Here is a 17,410-nt window from a genome sequence, read left to right on the forward strand (position 1 = left end):
CTTTGAATCAAACTAAATCGTTGATTTCATTCCGGTATCATCCAAGGGTATATGCTCAGTATGCAACAGGCGCCGGCCTATATCTGAATTGAAATGCCATTCCGGATCGTACTTCTGTTTTACCTTCATCCATTCCCCGTAATTTGGATACATTTTTCTGAACATATCCATATCAAGAAACGCATCCTTGCCCAGGTAAATCCTGCCTCCTGCGTCCAGTACCATCTCGTCCAGGCGTTTCGTAAAAGGCTCAAGCTGATCGGTTATAGGAAAATCAATAGCGAATGTATAACCTTTCATTGGGAACGAAAGCGGACCCCCGGAAGCCTCCCCAAACTTCTTCAAAACGTTTAAAAATGGCTTGCAGTCGCTTTCAGTGATCTCTTTCATGATCCGGCGCACACTTTCGCGTCCGCCCTCCTCAGGAACGACAAACTGGTACTGAATAAACCCACGTTTTCCATACCCTTTGTTCCATTCATTGATCGCGTCCAGCGGAAACAGGAAGCTGTCGTAATGGGTAAAGGGCTTTCCATGGCTCTGCAAATAATGCAGTACACTGTTCAAAACACTGATGGTAAGTTTATTCAGGGTAAAAGAAGGTAAATAAACCGGCACCGTAATTTTTGGTTTGGCTCCCACTGCAAGGGGATCTTTTTGAAGCTTTGGAGGCAATTCATCAAACCGGGCTTCATTCCCCACCGTAAGCACACCCCGCCCCAGGTTTTTTCCCTTCGCCAGTGAATCGATCCAGGCGACCGAATGACGGTACGTTTGCTCCGTCTCGTCAAGCGCATCCATCATCTCCTCAAGATTTCTTGCTACAATCGCCTTCTGTGAAAAATATGTGGTTTCAACTTTCCGAAGTTTCAACGTTACCGTCAGAATCGCACCCAACAGACCCAGTCCGCCGAAATTAGCCCAGAAAAGGTCGTCATTTTCCTCGCGGCTGGCCGTAAGAACCCGCCCGTCGGCCAGCATGATCGTGAACTCAATCACACTATTTACAAATGATCCGTCAGCATGATGCGCCTTCCCGTGAATATCATTGGCAATAGCCCCGCCCAGTGTCACATATTTCGTTCCCGGATTGATCATTGTAAACCATCCCCGGGGGGCAAAGACATTAATTATTTCAGCAAGTGTGACACCAGCCTGCGCTGTAAGAATACCGGTTCCAGGATCAAAAGAAATGAACCGGTTCATTTTCTCCATCTTCAGCACCAGCTCACCGTTATTGGTAGCCTGATCTGCATAACTCCTCCCCTTCCCCCGTGAAATCAGCGAACCGTTTTTCAACGCACGGGAAACATCACCTTCATCATGAGCAAAGGCAATTTTACCCCGCACCATCGGAATATTTCCCCATCCTGACAGATATTCTTCCTTAAGATCGCTCATTTCATGATCGCTTGTTTCTGCACCTAAATATACGCAATTCATGCGTCAAGTAACCGGCAAAAGCAACCCTGAAACTTCCACAAACAGGAGTCTTCCATGTTTAAAGAATTCTTTTTATTAGATTTATCAGGAATGAGATTTTACACACTTGTTGCATTTGTACTTTCAGGCATTCTTCTGGTCGCCTGCAACCAAAGAAGCGCGTATACCAACGATCCGGAAACAATCGCAAAAGGAAGAAAACTTTTCGAAATGCAATGCGCGTCCTGTCACAACTTCCGACAAACCGGAATTGGACCCGCCCTTGGCGGTATAACGACAGTAGTATCGGACGAATGGCTTCAACGCTTCATCCGGAATCCGGCCAGGATGATCTCCGGCGGGGATAACCGGGCCGTTGCCGCATTTGAAAAATTTAATACCTACATGCCGTCTTTTGAGACCCTATCGGATGCCGACCTGAAAGCCATCCTGGCCTATATGCACACTTATCCGGATAAGCCGAATTCAACAGCAGCTGCTGGTCTTCAGCCCCTGGACGATCCCATTCCTCAAAAAATTCCGGAATCCGGTATTATTCTCATTTTGAAAGAAGTACTTACGGCTCCTCCAACAGCCAAAAATCCACCCGTGGCGCGCATCAATAAAATGATCCCGGAATCAGGCCGGCAGTTCATTTCCGACCTGAATGGAATTCTGTATGAAATAAAGGACCAGCAATGGATTCCGTTCCTGAAGATGGAGGATTACTTCGAACATTTCATTGCCCAGCCCGGACTGGCCACCGGCCTGGGAAGCTTTGCCTTTCACCCTGAATATGACCAAAACGGAATCTTCTATACCAGTCATACCGAGGATCCGAAGACATCTGCACCCGCTGATTTCAGTTATACAGATACCATTCCGAGAACAGTGCGTTGGGTGCTCGACGAATGGAAACACGATGATCCAACATCCTCTGTTTTTAGTGGCACACACGGAGAGCTTATGCGCATTGATATGGTGAGCCAGATCCACGGAATGCAGGAAATCGCCTTTAATCCCCATGCCAATCCGGGCGATCAAGACTATGGTTTGATGTACATCGGAATTGGCGATGGCGGCGCAGTTGAAAACGGGTATGCATTCCTGGTTCAAAATCAGCAGCAGCCGTGGGGCACCATCCTTCGAATTGATCCCGCAGGTAATAACAGTATGAATGGGCATTATGGCATTCCTTCTTCTAACCCAGATAAATCAGAGGTTTATGCACTGGGATTTCGCAATCCGCACCGGATCTTCTGGGATGCTGACGGCAGGATGCTGGCTTCCGACATCGGGCATACCAATATCGAAGAGCTCAACATCATTGAAAAAGGAAGGAATTATGGCTGGCCGGAACGGGAAGGAACCTTCCGCCTGTTTAAAAATGAAAGCATGGATAAGGTATATTCACTTGAGACCGACGATGCCGGTTTTGGATTCACCTACCCAGTGATTCAGGTTGACCACGACGAAATTGCCGCCATCTCCAGCGGATACATTTATTACGGTAAGCAGATTCCGGAAATTGAGGGATACTATCTTTTTGGAGGCATTATAAACGGACGCGTATTTTTATCCGATGCGTCTGATTTTAAGCAGGGTAAGCAGTCAGCGGTTTCCGAGGTTCAGCTTCAATTTGATGACGGAAATATTTCCTCATTCCGTGAGCGCCTGGGCAAGGCCAGGGTAGATCTGCGGTTCGGCATGGATGCCGCCGGTGAATTATACATCCTCACAAAGGCCGACGGGAAGGTGTATCAGATCACAGGAATTAAAAAATCAATTTAATCGATGGGTCTTCGGGCGTGAAGGAATCGTTTGGCGTAATATGACGTCCCCAGGCTGCTTTCGATCACACCCAAAGAGGAACTGCTGTGAATAAACCAGACTTCACCCTTTTTAATGGTAGTTACCAGTCCGACATGCGTCACCTTCTTTCGGCTGCGACCCGTGGCAAAAAATACGAGGTCGCCTGGTTTAATGTCCTCTTTTTTCACTTTCTGGCCCACTTCACTCTGCGCCGCAGAAGTGCGCGGCAACTGATAGTCAATACTCGCGAAAGCATTGCATAACAAACCGCTGCAATCCATTCCCGATCGTGTGGTACCTCCCCATTTATAGGGCGTGCCTGTGTAACTCCGGGCTGTTTGGATAACGGTATCCACCCGGGTATCGGTTTTTGCTGTTTTTTTCGAAGATGCGCACGAGGAAATCAGCGATGCGATCAGTAAAAAATACCATCCTATTCGGTGCATGGTGTTAGAATTAAAAAATACGATCATGAAACGCGTATTTAAATTACCATTATCTTTTTAACAATGTCAAAAAGAATTTAATTTTCCACTTCACATTAGAACCATCCCGCTTTGTCAATAACACTGGAATCATTAGGAGAACGTCTGCAGGGCCAATTGTATTATGACGACACCATGCGGAAACTGTACGCAACCGATGCCTCGGCATACAGGGAACTGCCACTGGCGGTTGCGATCCCTGAAAATGCAGAAGATATCCGGCAGCTAATCAGCTACGCAATCGAAGCAAAAACCAGCCTGATCCCGCGCACAGCAGGTACATCACTGGCCGGACAGGTCGTGGGCAACGGTATTGTGGTGGATGTTTCAAAAAACTTTACCAAAATCGTCGAACATAACAGCGTGGAACAGTGGGTACGGGTTCAGCCCGGGGTGATCCGTGACGAACTCAACATGTATCTCGAGTCTCATGGGTTTCTGTTCGGACCGGAAACCTCAACAGCCAACCGTGCCATGATCGGCGGCATGATCGGGAATAATTCATGCGGATCCAACAGCATCGTCTATGGAAGTACACGGGACCACTTGATGGAGGTTCACGGATTTCTCAGTGATGGCTCTGAAGTGGTATTCGGTGAACTGACACTCGATGAATTCAGTGAAAAATGCAGTCTGAAAACACTGGAGGGAGAAATTTACCGCCAGATACGGGATATGCTGAGCAACCCTGAAAACCGGGCGAACATTGACAGTAACTATCCCAAGCCGACGATCCACAGGCGGAACACCGGCTATGCCATTGATATGCTGAAGGACCTTGAGCCGTTCATAGAGAACGGGGGAAAATTCAACTTTTGCAAACTCATCGCCGGCTCCGAAGGAACCCTCATGTTCATTACCGAGGCCAAACTGCGTATCAATCCCTTGCCTCCCCCGGTTTCAGGGCTTCTGTGCGCGCATTTTGAATCCATTCATGACGCCTTGCTTGGAAACCTGGAAGCAATCCGCTACGAGCCCTATGCTTCTGAACTGATGGATCACTATATCCTGGAATGCACCAAGGGTAATATCCAGTACCGGCAGAACCGGTTCTTCCTGCAGGGCGACCCGAAAGCGATCCTGGTGGTGGAGCTGCGCGGGTCCACGCTCGAAGAAGTGGAGAAAAAAGCGGCTGGGCTTGTCGCAGATCTGAAGGCGAAAAACCTGGGCTATCACTTTCCGCTGGTGACGGGTGAAGACACGAAAAGGGTATGGTCACTCCGGAAAGCCGGACTCGGACTGCTGAGCAATATTCCGGGCGATGCCAAACCTGTTCCCGTCATCGAGGATACTGCCGTGGATGTTCAGGACCTGCCGGCCTATATCGACGAGTTTAATGAAACGCTGAAAAAATACAATCTCTTTTGCGTTCACTATGCGCATGCCGGTTCCGGGGAACTTCATTTACGCCCGATCCTGGATCTGAAGACCCAGGAAGGCAATCGCATGTTCCGTGTGATACTGGAAGAAATTGCGGCGCTCGTAAAAAAATACAAGGGCTCCCTTAGCGGAGAGCACGGCGACGGCAGGCTTCGGGGTGAATTTATTCCGTTTATGATCGGGGATGCAAATTTTGCCCTACTGAAAGATATCAAGGCTGCCTGGGATCCTAAAAACATTTTTAATCCGGGCAAGATCGTGCATACCCCTGCCATGAATGAACAGCTTCGTTATACGCCTGGTCAGCTGACGCCCGAGTTTCATACTATTTTTAATTTCGACACCTATCATGGGATCGTTCGTTCAGCAGAGCTGTGCAATGGTTCCGGTGATTGCCGGAAGACGCACCTGAGCGGGGGGACCATGTGCCCGTCCTACATGGCCACAAAAAATGAAATGGATACAACACGGGCACGGGCCAATATTCTCCGGGAGGTTTTAACGAATTCAAAGCGTGAAAACCCCTTCGACAGTGAGGAGATCAAGGCCGTTATGGATCTTTGTCTTTCCTGCAAAGGATGCAAGTCGGAATGCCCGTCGAACGTCGATATCGGAAAGATGAAAGCTGAATGGCAGTACCAGTACTACAAGAGCCACGGTATTCCATTTCGCACAAAAATGATCGCCCAATTCACGTCAAATAATCGTAAAGCTTCCAAAGTAGCGGGATTATATAACACGTTTGTAGCGGGCGGACTCACCGGAAAGCTGGCTAAATCAATTATGGGAATTGCACCTCAGCGTTCGATGCCAAAGCTTCACAAGGTCACCCTGCGAAAATGGGCAGAAAAGAATCTGGCACAGCTGCAGCCGAAACATCCGAAAAGAACGGTTTACCTGTTTTGCGATGAATTCACCGATTATAATGATACTCCCATTGGAATTACAGCCATTAAATTACTCACGGAGCTGGGGTACGCGGTTAAAATGGCAGATCATGAGGAAAGCGGCCGGACGTTCTTTTCCAAGGGTATGCTTGATGAGGCCAAAGCCATTGCTGTAGAAAATGTACGCCTGTTCTCCGAGCTCATTTCGGATAAGGTGCCGCTCATTGGTATTGAACCCTCGGCGATCCTCTCATTCCGCGATGAATATCCTGAAATCGTTGGTGAATCCCTTCAGGCACGCGCTAAAATTTTAGCAGAATGCAGTTTTATGATCGATGAATTCCTTGCTGAGGAAATTGCGGCAGGACGGATTCAGTCGGATCAGTTCACCACAGAGAAGGCGCGCATTCGCCTCCACGGCCATTGCCATCAGAAAGCCCTGTCATCGGTCGTGCCGACGAAGAAAATTTTATCGCTGCCAGTAAATTACGAAGTATTGATGATCCCTTCAGGCTGTTGCGGGATGGCAGGATCATTCGGATACGAAAAGGAGCACTATGACGTTTCAATGCAGATTGGCGAGCTTGTTCTCTTCCCTGCAGTTCGTGCGGAAGAATCTACGACGATCATTGCAGCACCGGGAACCAGCTGCCGCCACCAAATCATGGACGGTACGGGCAGATCAGCCAAACATCCGGTAGAAGTTCTTTACGAAGCCCTGAAAAAATAATTCTATGTGCGGTATTACCGGAATTTACGCGTTTAACATGATAGGCAGGGTAAGCATGATCCATCTTGCGAAAGCCACACAAGTGCTGGATCACCGCGGACCCGACTTCCAGAATACCGTGCATGATGAAGCTGTTGGCCTGGGTCACCGAAGACTTTCCATCATTGACACAACGCCTGATGCCAATCAGCCCATGACGGATCCAAGCGGCCGGTATACCCTGATTTTTAATGGCGAAATCTTCAATTTCAGTCAGCTTCGTCAGGAGCTGGAGGCCCGGGGTATAACCTTCAGAAGTCTCAGTGATACGGAGGTATTGCTTCATCTGCTGATCCTGGAGGGAAGTGAAGCACTGAATAAACTCAATGGCTTTTTCGCCTTTGCCCTTTACGACCGCCGGCAGAAATCCATATTCATGGCCCGCGACCGCATGGGCATCAAGCCGCTGTATTATTTTTCCGACAATGACAGGTTTCTCTTCGCGTCGGAAATGAAATCCATCCTGGCCTATGGGATCGAAAAGCAACTGGATTTCGAGGCGCTGCATACCTACCTTCAGCTGAATTACATTCCTGCGCCACGAACCATTATGAAAGGCGTGAAAAAAATGCTCCCCGGGGAATCCATTTACATCGATGCGAATATCTTTGAAAAGAAAATATGGTATACACCTCCCCGCTATAATGAAAAGCCTGCATCGGAAGGTTATGAGGACCAGCAGAAACAGCTGGCTACGTTACTCGAAGATGCTGTACTGAAACGCCTCGTGTCGGATGTTCCGCTCGGGTCTTTCCTGAGTGGTGGGATTGACAGCTCGGTAATCGCCACATTCGCTGCACGGCACAAACCCGGGCTGCATACATTTTCCATCGGGTACAGGGATGAGCCATTTTTCGATGAAACCAATTATGCGCAGCTGGTGGCTAAAAAAATAGGAAGTCAGCACCATGTTTTCTCCCTTACCAACAGTGACCTCTACCGGCACGTTCACGAAATTCTGGATGGCATCGATGAACCCTTCGCCGATTCATCTGCGATTGCTGTAAACATACTTTCACGAGAGACCCGAAAGCATGCTACCGTAGCCTTGTCGGGCGATGGGGCTGACGAGCTATTCGGCGGATACAATAAACACGCCGCCTTTCAACGGATAATCGAAGGTGGCGGGGCAGTAAGAGCAGCAGCAGCCCTGGAGCCACTCTGGCATATCCTCCCAAAATCGAGAAATAACAAACTCACCAACCTTTTCCGACAACTGGACAGACTCGGCGAAGGCATGAAGCTCTCACCAAAAGACCGTTATTGGCGTTGGGCTGGCTATGCACGGGAAAGCGAGGCATTTGCTTTGCTTTCTGCTAATTCAAAGGAAAAATTCGACGCGGACAATTACAATAAATTACGATCAGCATTACTTGAAAATATCCCGGGGCACAACGCCACACTTAACGACTTCCTCTATGCAGACCTGCGGCTGGTGCTGCCGGATGATATGTTAACCAAGGTTGACCGGATGTCAATGGCGCATGCATTGGAGGTTCGCGTGCCGTTTCTGGATCATCGTGTTGTTGAATTTGCCAACAGTCTTCCTGTTTCATCAAAAATAAACGGAGGGATACGAAAGCGGATCGTACAGGATACTTTCAGGGAAATACTGCCGGAAGAATTATATAACCGGCCTAAAAAGGGATTTGAGGTACCATTACTGAAGTGGCTTCGAACGGATATGCGATCCATCATTGAAGATGACCTCCTTGCAGATTCCTGGCTCAGGGAGCAGGGCATTTTCAACCCGGAGAAGGTTCATAAGCTGAGAAAGAAACTATACTCATCAGACCCCGGTGATACGCATGCGCGTATCTGGGGCCTGGTGGTTTTTCAATGGTGGTATAAGCGATATTTTATCTAAAGATCAGTTCGCCTGGAAATAGCGCACATAATCGACGATCATCTCTTGTGGAAATTGTGTGGACGCATTCGGTGATCCGGGCCAGTTTCCGCCAACTGCCACATTGAAGATCATGTAAAACTCACCTTTCAGTTCGCTTAATCCTGATGGTGAAATATCAATCACATGATATTCCACTCCGTCGAGATACCAACGGATGAAAGTTTCATCCCAGGTGATGGAAAAAACATGGAACTGATCTGCAAAGACCCCGCTGGACAGGCTTACTTCCCCTCCGTAATTGGCATAATTGCCATTATTATCCCAGTGAACCGTTCCGTGAACAGTATTGTCTTTACCGGCACCGCCGCCTACCATTTCCATGATATCGATCTCGCCACAGGAAGGCCAGCCTACGTCATCGATATTGGTTCCGAGCATCCAGAGTGCGGGCCACATTCCCTGGCCTCTGGGAAGTACCGCGCGAATATCGATTCGGCCGTACTGAAATGTTTGTGCGTCTTTGGTAATAATTTTTGATGAGGTATAATTCTTTCCTCCGAATGATTCCTGCTTTGCAGTGATCCGTAGGAATCCGTCGGCCACCAGCGTATTTTCGCTCTTATAATATTCCAGCTCATTATTGCCCCAGCCACAGAGATCAGGGCATCCATCCCCAATATCATAGGTCCAGTCATCTGAAAGCGCATCTCCGTTGAATTCATCACGCCATACAAGGGTATAGCCATCATAGCTTTCGGGAGATTCATATCCCAGCTCTGTCGGGTCAGGTAAGGTAATGGAGACATCCCTGGTTGTGGAGATGAAGGATGATTCTGATGAATGTGCCTGAACCGTTACTTCGAAATCCCCTGAGCTGATATAAGTATGCTCAATAGTACCGGTTGAGTTCTGAACGATCGATGGTGAATCCCCGAAATTGAATTTATAATAACTGGCATTCGTCGCGGTTGCGACCACCTGGATCAGGCCCGGAGTATCCGGATTTGGAGTAATGCTTACTGTCAGGTTCGACGGCGGCATTGCATTATCTGAACCGTCATCACCTCCACAGGAAGCAAAAAACAATCCGGTAATAATCAGTGACATGGTAAACATACCCTTTGAAAATTGACGTATCTGCATTGTATTGATATTTTTTTAATAGACGTACCTGATTTCTATACACAAGCAATGATGTCTCATATTCCTTCAGGTTTTAGCCTTTTAAGATAAACATAACTATGGAAATATTTGATATTCAGTGATAAAACATCAGTCGGCCTGCCACAAATGAAGCATGACTACTTTTCCTTCCCTGAAAAAGACAAGAATGCGATATTCAGTATCTGTATCGATTGCACAAACGAGGTGCGGTCGAGGATCTCCGTAAACTGAAATCGGCTGGGGATCTGCACAGAATTCGGGAAACAACCTTGCAATATCAGCAATGGTCGTACTTCCGGTAATTTCAAAAATACCAATATTGAAAGTGGTGACCTGTTCATCAAAAACAACTGACCGGAGAACACAATCTGTTTCAAGCCCCCGGGATTGGGTATTATTACCAGAAAAATAGTCGAAATCCGTTTCGCCAATATAGATCACAGAATCCGACAATGTCGAATTCTCATAAATATCAAGAGCAACGACGCTGTCGATCCGGAATGTTTTCTCAAGATCGCTGCGATTGCAGTAAACGGGAATTTGGCCATTGATCAGCAGCGATTCAAGACGAACATTCTGGGAGAATACCGAGGTAACGGCAAGAAAAATGAATGTTGCTGCAAGTTGAAATTTCATTCTTAAATAAACGAAGAAATAGTGAGTATCGTATTCCAGGGCAACCCTTCTTTCACACGTCATCCCTGCCTTCCGGCAGGCAGGCCGGTGTAATCTCCCGACCTTGAGCCGCAACCCCTTTTTCGCACGTCATCCCGGTATAATCTCCCGGCCTTGAGCCGGGAGTACCGCCGTGATGACGGCAAGGAGTGCAGGCTAGCTTCCAATTACCTACTCCTTACTCCCTATTTGTACCACTACTGACTATTGACTATCCCAAAGGGACGCCCCTTCGGCGCTGACTACTGACTACAACTCACTCTTCCTTCAGCGAATTAACCGGATTTACGACCGCTGCAGCACGTGCCTGGTAACTGACGGTAAGGAGGCCAATGGCCAGAGCGGCCAGTCCCGCAGCCAGGAAAATAATTAGGTTCAGGGGAGTGAGCAGATCGATCCGATATTGAAATTCACCCAACCAGTTGTTGACTGCCAGGTAAGCCAGCGGCCAGGCAAGGACCATGGAGATTCCGATGAGAATGATGAATTCCTTCGACAGCAGCACCATTACTTGACCTACGGAGGATCCCATAACCTTCCTTACTCCAATTTCCTTCCTGCGTTGATCGGCCATAAAAGCCGAAAGACCAAGCAGTCCCAGGCACGCGATAAATATGGCCAGCCAGGTGAAGCTTACAACGAGTTTGGAAAAGCGCTCATCAGCGGCAAAAACCTGGTTGAATTCCTCATCAAAGAATTGATACTCAAACGGGTATTCGGGATAAAACTCATCCCATAGCTTCTCAGCAGTTGCCATCGACTCACGGATATTTTCACTATTCAGCCGGAAGGAAAGATTCCCGTTAGGCCCCGGATTGTAAAACATGATGATAGGTTCGATGGAGTGCTTCATATCAGCGAAATGAAAGTTCTTTACAACTCCGATGATGGTACGTTCGGTATTATTCCCCATTATTACCTTCATTCCAACAGGATCTTCCCACCCTACCTGTTCTATGAAAGACTCATTCACCATCACCGCCTCATTCTGATCCGTTCCGGATGCAGCGTCAAATGCCCTGCCATTCACGACCTCCATACTCATCATATCGATGTAATGTTCATCAAACGATAAAACACTCACGATCCACGTATCCTCATTCGATTCGGGATCATACCCTTCCGGTGTAATTCCCGTTCTGCCAAAGGTGCGACCCGGCATATTATTTGACAGGGATGCCTTTTCAACACCTTCATATGTCATAAGCCTGTCCCTGAAGGCGACCAGATTTTCGCCCATACCGGGATCGGTCATCTGAAAAGTAACGATCTGGTCTTTCGAAAATCCCAAATCCTTATTTTTTACATAGTCGATCTGGCGATAAATAAAGACCGTTCCGATGATCATAGTAATTGATGCCGTGAACTGCAGAATCACCAATGCCTTCCGTAAGCCTACGCCGCTTTTGCTGCCACTGAATTTTCCACGTAAGATCGACGCGGTCTGAAAGCCGGACAGCACAAATGCCGGGTAAAGACCGGACAATAATCCAATAATGATGGATGAAAGGAAAATGACTCCCAGTAATCCGGGGCGATTGAAAAGAAACGTCTGAACAGGCTCATACAATCCAAGGTTAAGCATCGGGCTGGCAATGATCACAAGGATTATGGCAATGAAAGTAGCCAATAAAACGAGCAGCACCGACTCCCCGAGGTGCTGGCGCACTAAATGCCTTCGGGCTCCACCTAAAACTTTGCGGATACCCACCTCTTTCGCCCGTGAGGATGATTTTGCCGTGGCAAGATTCATGAAATTGAAAGCGGCGATCAACAGGACAAAAATGGCAACGGCGGAAAGGGAATAAACATATACCTTATCGCCTTTATTGATGTGATAGTAATCAAACAATATTTCGGAAGACCCAAGATGAATATCGGTAAGTGGCTGCAGCTGTGGCACCCAAAATTCAGGAACATCATTGGACCAGGCGATTTCACCCAACTGGCTTTCCACACTTGCTTCCGAAGAGCGATCATCCAATTCAACATATCCGATCATACCCAGTCCGCCCCAGGCATCAAGATATTGTGCAGTTGACGAATCCGCTTCCGTTGGATATAAGGACATCAAAACATCAAGACCCAGGTGTGAATTTTTTGGTGTATCTCTGATGATCCCCACTATTTCCCAATCCTGGTCATTAATACTCAAAAGTTCACCAACGGCATCACTGCGGCCGAAAGTGGTCTGTGCCATTTCCTCGGTAAGGATCATCTTCAGGGGTTGATGAAACCTTTCTATCGCATTTGCCGGCTCTACAGAATAATCAAAAATTGAAAAGAAGTTCTGCTCAACAGACTTGGCATTTTCCGAATAGAAAAAATCATCTCCTTTTTCGATACGCACTCTGCCTTGCTCAAGAACACGGGTTGCATCCAATACCTCAGCCACTTCCTCACGGGCTGCGGCGGGCATTCGCGGATTTGTGATCGCAACATTGTTGCTGGTTACCCCCAGGGCCTCGTCGATCGTTGTAAGCCTGAAAATACGATCGGCTTTTGAATGAAACCGGTCATAACCGGTCTCATTTACCACGTAGATCATGATGAGAATATAGCAGGCCAGACCTATGGATAATCCAAGAATATTAATGATGGAGGCACCTGAATTCCGGCGCAGGCCGCGAATTGCGACCTTCAGGTAATTACGAAGCATGGTGTTGTATTTTGAGTTACTTCAATATACGCTACGCTCTGCTTCGCGGTTTCATGTTTTTACACAAACGGTGCCTTGCCAATAAGGTGTTTAGCCAAGGCATGAAATGGACCAGTGATAAAACCGGTCCCTGGTCTGCAGAATTTTCTGAGGATTGATATCGATCCTGTTGACGACAAACCGGACAACAAGAAGCTCCAGCAGCAGATAGAAGAGCCACTGACAATACGTGAAGAACTCGGAAAGCAGCATTATTCTTCGAGAATTTCTATTTCAACACGAACATTCTTTTTGGCAAGGGAGCTGTTTTTGTCATAAAGCATCCGGCGTCCGCCCCAGGCCTTGATCTCCATTCTGCCTTCCTCGATTCCCTGCGATACCAGATAGGATTTAATCACCTCCGCTCTTCTTTTCGACAGCATCTTTGCGGATCCGGAACCGTCCTTATTCTGATCGTCGAGTCCGAAGAAATTCTTTGAATCGCCCATGGAGATAATCGTTCCGGAACGGTTTCCATTGGTATGTCCGTGAATCCGGATTTTATAGTTGGGATTTTCCCGCATCATATTCAGGAGGCTATTGACCTCATAACGGGATTCCGGCCGCATGACGGCGGCATCATTGTAGAAATACACATTGTACATGGTGGCAATATCCCCCTTGTGGTAACGCACAAGGTCGAAGAACACCACGTAGTAATCATTAACCATCTGAACATCTTCATTCTCGGCAAAAGTCTGATAGTTCAGTTCTTTCTGATCCTTCCGATAACCGAATACATCACAGATCATGGTAAGATTCCCGGTTCCATTTTCCGGGTCGGCTATAGTCGCGATCTCCCCTGAATTTTGAACATTGATCAGTTTTGACCGTTCCGTATCGATGATCTGAACGTCACCTGTGACTTCTTCGTTATTTCTGGCGTTGCTCAGGATAAACACAACCTGTTTAACATTTGCCGGCGGCTCGAGGCGGTCATTCAGCTCTTCCAGGGCATTTTCATTCAATTCGCCATTTTCGCTTACCGAATCAATTTCTGCGACAGTTTCAGGCGTTGAAATAACAGGAGTTTTTTCGTTCTCTTCGATCTCAGCCTCTTCGGTTTGATTCTTATTCGTTGAATTCTTCCTGTCGGACATGTCCTCAACAACCTCCCCTGATACAAAAACCCATGCATCGGGAAACCGGGGGTCCTTTCGTGATTCCCTCATTTGTTCTATTGCAGAACGGTAATCTGTATGAAACTGGCGATATACAAAGTACATCTTCTTTCCCGGGACATAGGCATAGTGCACCTCGTCGCCATCTCCCTGAATTTTCTCATAGTACCTGCGGGCATAGTCTTCTTTGCTCTGAGCATATGCATTGATCACCACATAGTACCCTTCACCCGCTACTTCTCCAGATTGCCCAAAGGCCTGCAGGGTAAAACCCATGCAGGCCATCAGAATGAACCACCAATTCCGCATATTATTTTTCATAGTTTAAAAAGCCGCCCATCCTTAGGTGCTCACCTGCAGAGAGGGCGGCCAATTGAAACCAACATTAATCTTCCACAATTTCTATTTCAACACGCACATTCTTATGCGCCTGTGTATCATGCTTATCGTATATCATTTTCTTGCCACCCCATCCTTTGATGGACATCCTGTCTGCTGGGATGCCCTCCGAGATTAGCCAGTCCTGAATGGTCTCGGCGCGATATGTACTTAATGCTTTCGCACTTCCAAAATCCTCCTCCTGGTCTGCGCGCAGGCTGAAGAAATTCTTTTCCTCATCATCCAGATGAATAATCTTTCCTTTTGCATTTCCGTTGGTGTGACCATGAATACGAACTTTGAGTTTGTCGTTTTCTTCCAGCATATCAAGCAGGCTGAGTAATTCATATTTTGATTCAGGCTTCATGACCGCCGCATCCTTGAAGAAATATACATTGTACATTACCAGGATGTCGCCTTTCTTGAATCGCTCAAGCTCAAAATCCATAATGATTGAATCACCAACAACCTTTACAAATGATGCTGTTGAATCTGTTAACGGCTGATCGAGGTTAATCACATGATCTACCTCCTTAAAACCGAATATCTGGGTTGCTGCCTTCAATCGGTTGGTTCCATTATTAGGATCCTTTAATTCAATTAATTCCTGTGATTCAACAATTTCCAATTCTTTAAATCGCTCCGCATCAATTACGCGAACCCGTCCTTTTACCTCCTTCATGGTCTTTTTATTGATCGTATTGAAGTAGAGGTAATAATAGCCCTCCTTGGGTTCCAGGTTGGCTGGTTTTTCAGGTTCAACAACCGGCGTTTCTTCCACTTCTGCCGAAACAGCCAGGGCTTCATTCACCGGGGCCATCTCTTCCTGAGCCTGCTCCACTACGGCCTCACGCTCCGACATCATCGCTTCCCACTCCGCATTTTCGGCCTCGGTGTACTCCTGGGGCTCATTACTTTCACTCAATACCGGCGTTACCATCTCACCTTCATCCAGGGCTCCCAGCGAACCGGAAAAAACCCAGGCATCCCAAAGGTCAGGATGGTCTGCGCGTACTTTCAGAACGACATCCACAGCATCCTTTCGTTCATCTGAGCTGTACATGTACACGTAGTACAGATTCCGAAGAGGATTAATGGCAAATTTGGCATCAAAGTCCTTTTCTTCCTGCGCATATTTGGTGAAACGCTCTGCATTTCTGATGAATGCAAACGCTCCGATAACTACATAGTTTGAATTTCCAGGTATAGGATCCGGATCCCTGTCCGGAACCGAATTACCCGTAATCGTAATCAGACTTGCCATGAATATCATGACAACCCTGGTAAAAGTTGTTATTCGTAACATAACGCTAATGCTTAAAAAATGATGTTACTTACTCGTTTAAAAAATATAAGTCAGCACATAAAACGCGCCGAATTATGGTTCCAAGGTATAATTCGTTTTACTTTTGACCAAGCAAGGGTAAGTTTTTTTGCACTTATGCACTAATTCTGAGCTATTTAGCTCATTATCAGGGCAATTTTTGAATGGAAAATGTAATATCTTATATCAGGTAATGAAATAAATGTGGCTGATCATTTACGTATTCGTACCTGATTTTCTTTTCATCCATACGATCGATCAATCCCTCCAAATCCGCATGATTTTTCAGTTCTATTCCAATCAGTGCCGGACCTTTCTCACGATTATTCTTTTTGTAATATTCAAAATGACTTATATCGTCATTGGGGCCAAGTACATCGATCAAAAATTCACGAAGAGCTCCGGCTCGCTGTGGAAAATTAATGATAAAGTAGTGTTTCAGTCCTTCAAAAAGCATTGACCGCTCTTTAATTTCACTGGTACGTGTAATGTCGTTGTTGCTTCCGCTCACAACGGCCACCACATTTTTTCCCCTGATGCGTTCTGCCAGCATATCCAGGGCTGCAATCGTTAATGCGCCCGCCGGTTCCACAACAATGGCATCTTCATTATACAGGCGCAGGATTTCGCTGCACACCTTACCTTCCGGAACGGTGATGACCTCATCAATCAGCTCACGGCAAATCTGGAATGTCATTTCACCCACACGCTTTACCGCGGCACCATCGACAAACTTATCGATGCGATCAAGAGTAACCAATTCATCTTTTTCCAGCGACTTCTTCATCGCCGGCGCTCCGGCAGGCTCAACGCCAATTATCCGGGTATTCGGACTCAATGATTTTATATAAGTACTCACACCGGCCGCAAGTCCGCCGCCGCCGATGGGCACAATCAGATAGTCAATCGGGTATTCACTGTCTTCCAGGATCTCTTTCCCGACAGTTCCCTGTCCTTCAATGATCAGCGGGTCATCAAAGGGGTGGATAAACTCGGCACCGTGCTCCTCTCCGTATTTCCGGGCTTCATGATAGGCATCATCAAAGGTATCCCCGGTAAGCACTACCTCAACAAACTCCCTTCCGAAAAACGTAACCTGTTTCACCTTTTGATCCGGTGTAGGAACAGGCATATAGATCCTCCCCTGAATTTGTTTTTTACGACACGCCAGTGCCACACCCTGCGCATGATTGCCGGCGCTGGCACATACGATCCCGTTGTCCAGTTTTCCCGGATTGGTGTTATGGATCTTATTGTAAGCACCCCGTATCTTATAGGAACGAACTACCTGAAGATCCTCACGCTTCAAAAGGATGTTTGCATCGAGCTTCTCACTTAACCCTTCATGACGCAACAACGGAGTCCTGACGATGACATCCTTCAGTACTTCAGATGCTGTCAGGATTCCGTTTACGGTAACTGTCTGTGTCGTAATATTTTCCATCG

At 47.1% G+C, this 17,410-nt stretch carries 12 protein-coding genes; 3 read left to right on the forward strand and 9 right to left on the reverse strand.

Going from position 1 to position 17,410, the window contains the following annotated elements; all coding sequences use genetic code 11:
* Positions 1-12 precede the first annotated feature (12 nt).
* The gene (locus LDX50_RS11295) at positions 13-1,401 is read right to left on the reverse strand and encodes an FAD-binding oxidoreductase (RefSeq protein ID WP_225698554.1); all 1,389 of its coding nucleotides are present in this window, start codon (positions 1,399-1,401) and stop codon (positions 13-15) included.
* A gap of 132 nt (positions 1,402-1,533) precedes the next feature.
* Between LDX50_RS11295 and LDX50_RS11300 the strand changes: the two genes are divergently transcribed.
* The gene (locus LDX50_RS11300; protein WP_225698555.1) at positions 1,534-3,213 is read left to right on the forward strand and encodes a PQQ-dependent sugar dehydrogenase; all 1,680 of its coding nucleotides are present in this window, start codon (positions 1,534-1,536) and stop codon (positions 3,211-3,213) included.
* Here the strand turns inward: LDX50_RS11300 and LDX50_RS11305 are convergent.
* Positions 3,210-3,680 (reverse strand): C40 family peptidase, encoded by a 471-nt coding sequence (locus LDX50_RS11305; protein ID WP_225698556.1) that lies wholly within the window; start codon positions 3,678-3,680, stop codon positions 3,210-3,212. The two genes, LDX50_RS11300 and LDX50_RS11305, sit on opposite strands and share 4 nt — an antisense overlap.
* A 111-nt stretch (positions 3,681-3,791) precedes the next feature.
* Here LDX50_RS11305 and LDX50_RS11310 point away from each other — a divergent pair, with 111 nt between their 5' ends.
* Positions 3,792-6,716: an FAD-binding and (Fe-S)-binding domain-containing protein gene (locus tag LDX50_RS11310; protein ID WP_225698557.1), complete on the forward strand. Its 2,925-nt coding sequence runs from the start codon at positions 3,792-3,794 to the stop codon at positions 6,714-6,716.
* A 4-nt stretch (positions 6,717-6,720) separates the two neighbouring features.
* Entirely contained in the window at positions 6,721-8,622 is a 1,902-nt protein-coding gene (gene asnB / locus LDX50_RS11315; protein WP_225698558.1) for an asparagine synthase (glutamine-hydrolyzing), read from the forward strand.
* A gap of 3 nt (positions 8,623-8,625) precedes the next feature.
* On the opposite strand, the gene LDX50_RS11320 is transcribed toward asnB, so the two are convergent.
* From LDX50_RS11320 to ilvA, 7 genes are all read right to left on the reverse strand, one after another.
* On the reverse strand, positions 8,626-9,747 hold the full coding sequence (locus LDX50_RS11320) for a glycoside hydrolase family 16 protein (RefSeq protein ID WP_225698559.1): 1,122 nt from the start codon (positions 9,745-9,747) through the stop codon (positions 8,626-8,628).
* A gap of 129 nt (positions 9,748-9,876) precedes the next feature.
* Entirely contained in the window at positions 9,877-10,404 is a 528-nt protein-coding gene (locus tag LDX50_RS11325; RefSeq protein WP_225698560.1) for a hypothetical protein, read from the reverse strand.
* A 295-nt stretch (positions 10,405-10,699) separates the two neighbouring features.
* Complete coding sequence (locus LDX50_RS11330) at positions 10,700-13,102, reverse strand: ABC transporter permease (RefSeq protein ID WP_225698561.1); 2,403 nt, start codon at positions 13,100-13,102, stop codon at positions 10,700-10,702.
* 90 nt (positions 13,103-13,192) lie between these two features.
* Positions 13,193-13,354 (reverse strand): hypothetical protein, encoded by a 162-nt coding sequence (locus tag LDX50_RS11335; protein ID WP_225698562.1) that lies wholly within the window; start codon positions 13,352-13,354, stop codon positions 13,193-13,195.
* The gene (locus tag LDX50_RS11340; protein WP_225698563.1) at positions 13,354-14,583 is read right to left on the reverse strand and encodes an OmpA family protein; all 1,230 of its coding nucleotides are present in this window, start codon (positions 14,581-14,583) and stop codon (positions 13,354-13,356) included. Before LDX50_RS11340 ends, LDX50_RS11335 begins: the two co-directional genes overlap by 1 nt.
* Before the next feature lie 64 nt (positions 14,584-14,647).
* Positions 14,648-15,946 carry an OmpA family protein gene (locus tag LDX50_RS11345; RefSeq protein ID WP_225698564.1) on the reverse strand — a complete coding sequence of 433 codons (1,299 nt, stop codon included), beginning with the start codon at positions 15,944-15,946 and terminating at the stop codon, positions 14,648-14,650.
* Between the two features lie 199 nt (positions 15,947-16,145).
* Positions 16,146-17,408, reverse strand: a complete 1,263-nt coding sequence (ilvA, locus tag LDX50_RS11350; RefSeq protein WP_225698565.1) for a threonine ammonia-lyase IlvA — start codon at positions 17,406-17,408, stop codon at positions 16,146-16,148.
* Positions 17,409-17,410: the final 2 nt, after the last annotated feature.

The organism is Fulvivirga sedimenti (genome assembly GCF_020328055.1).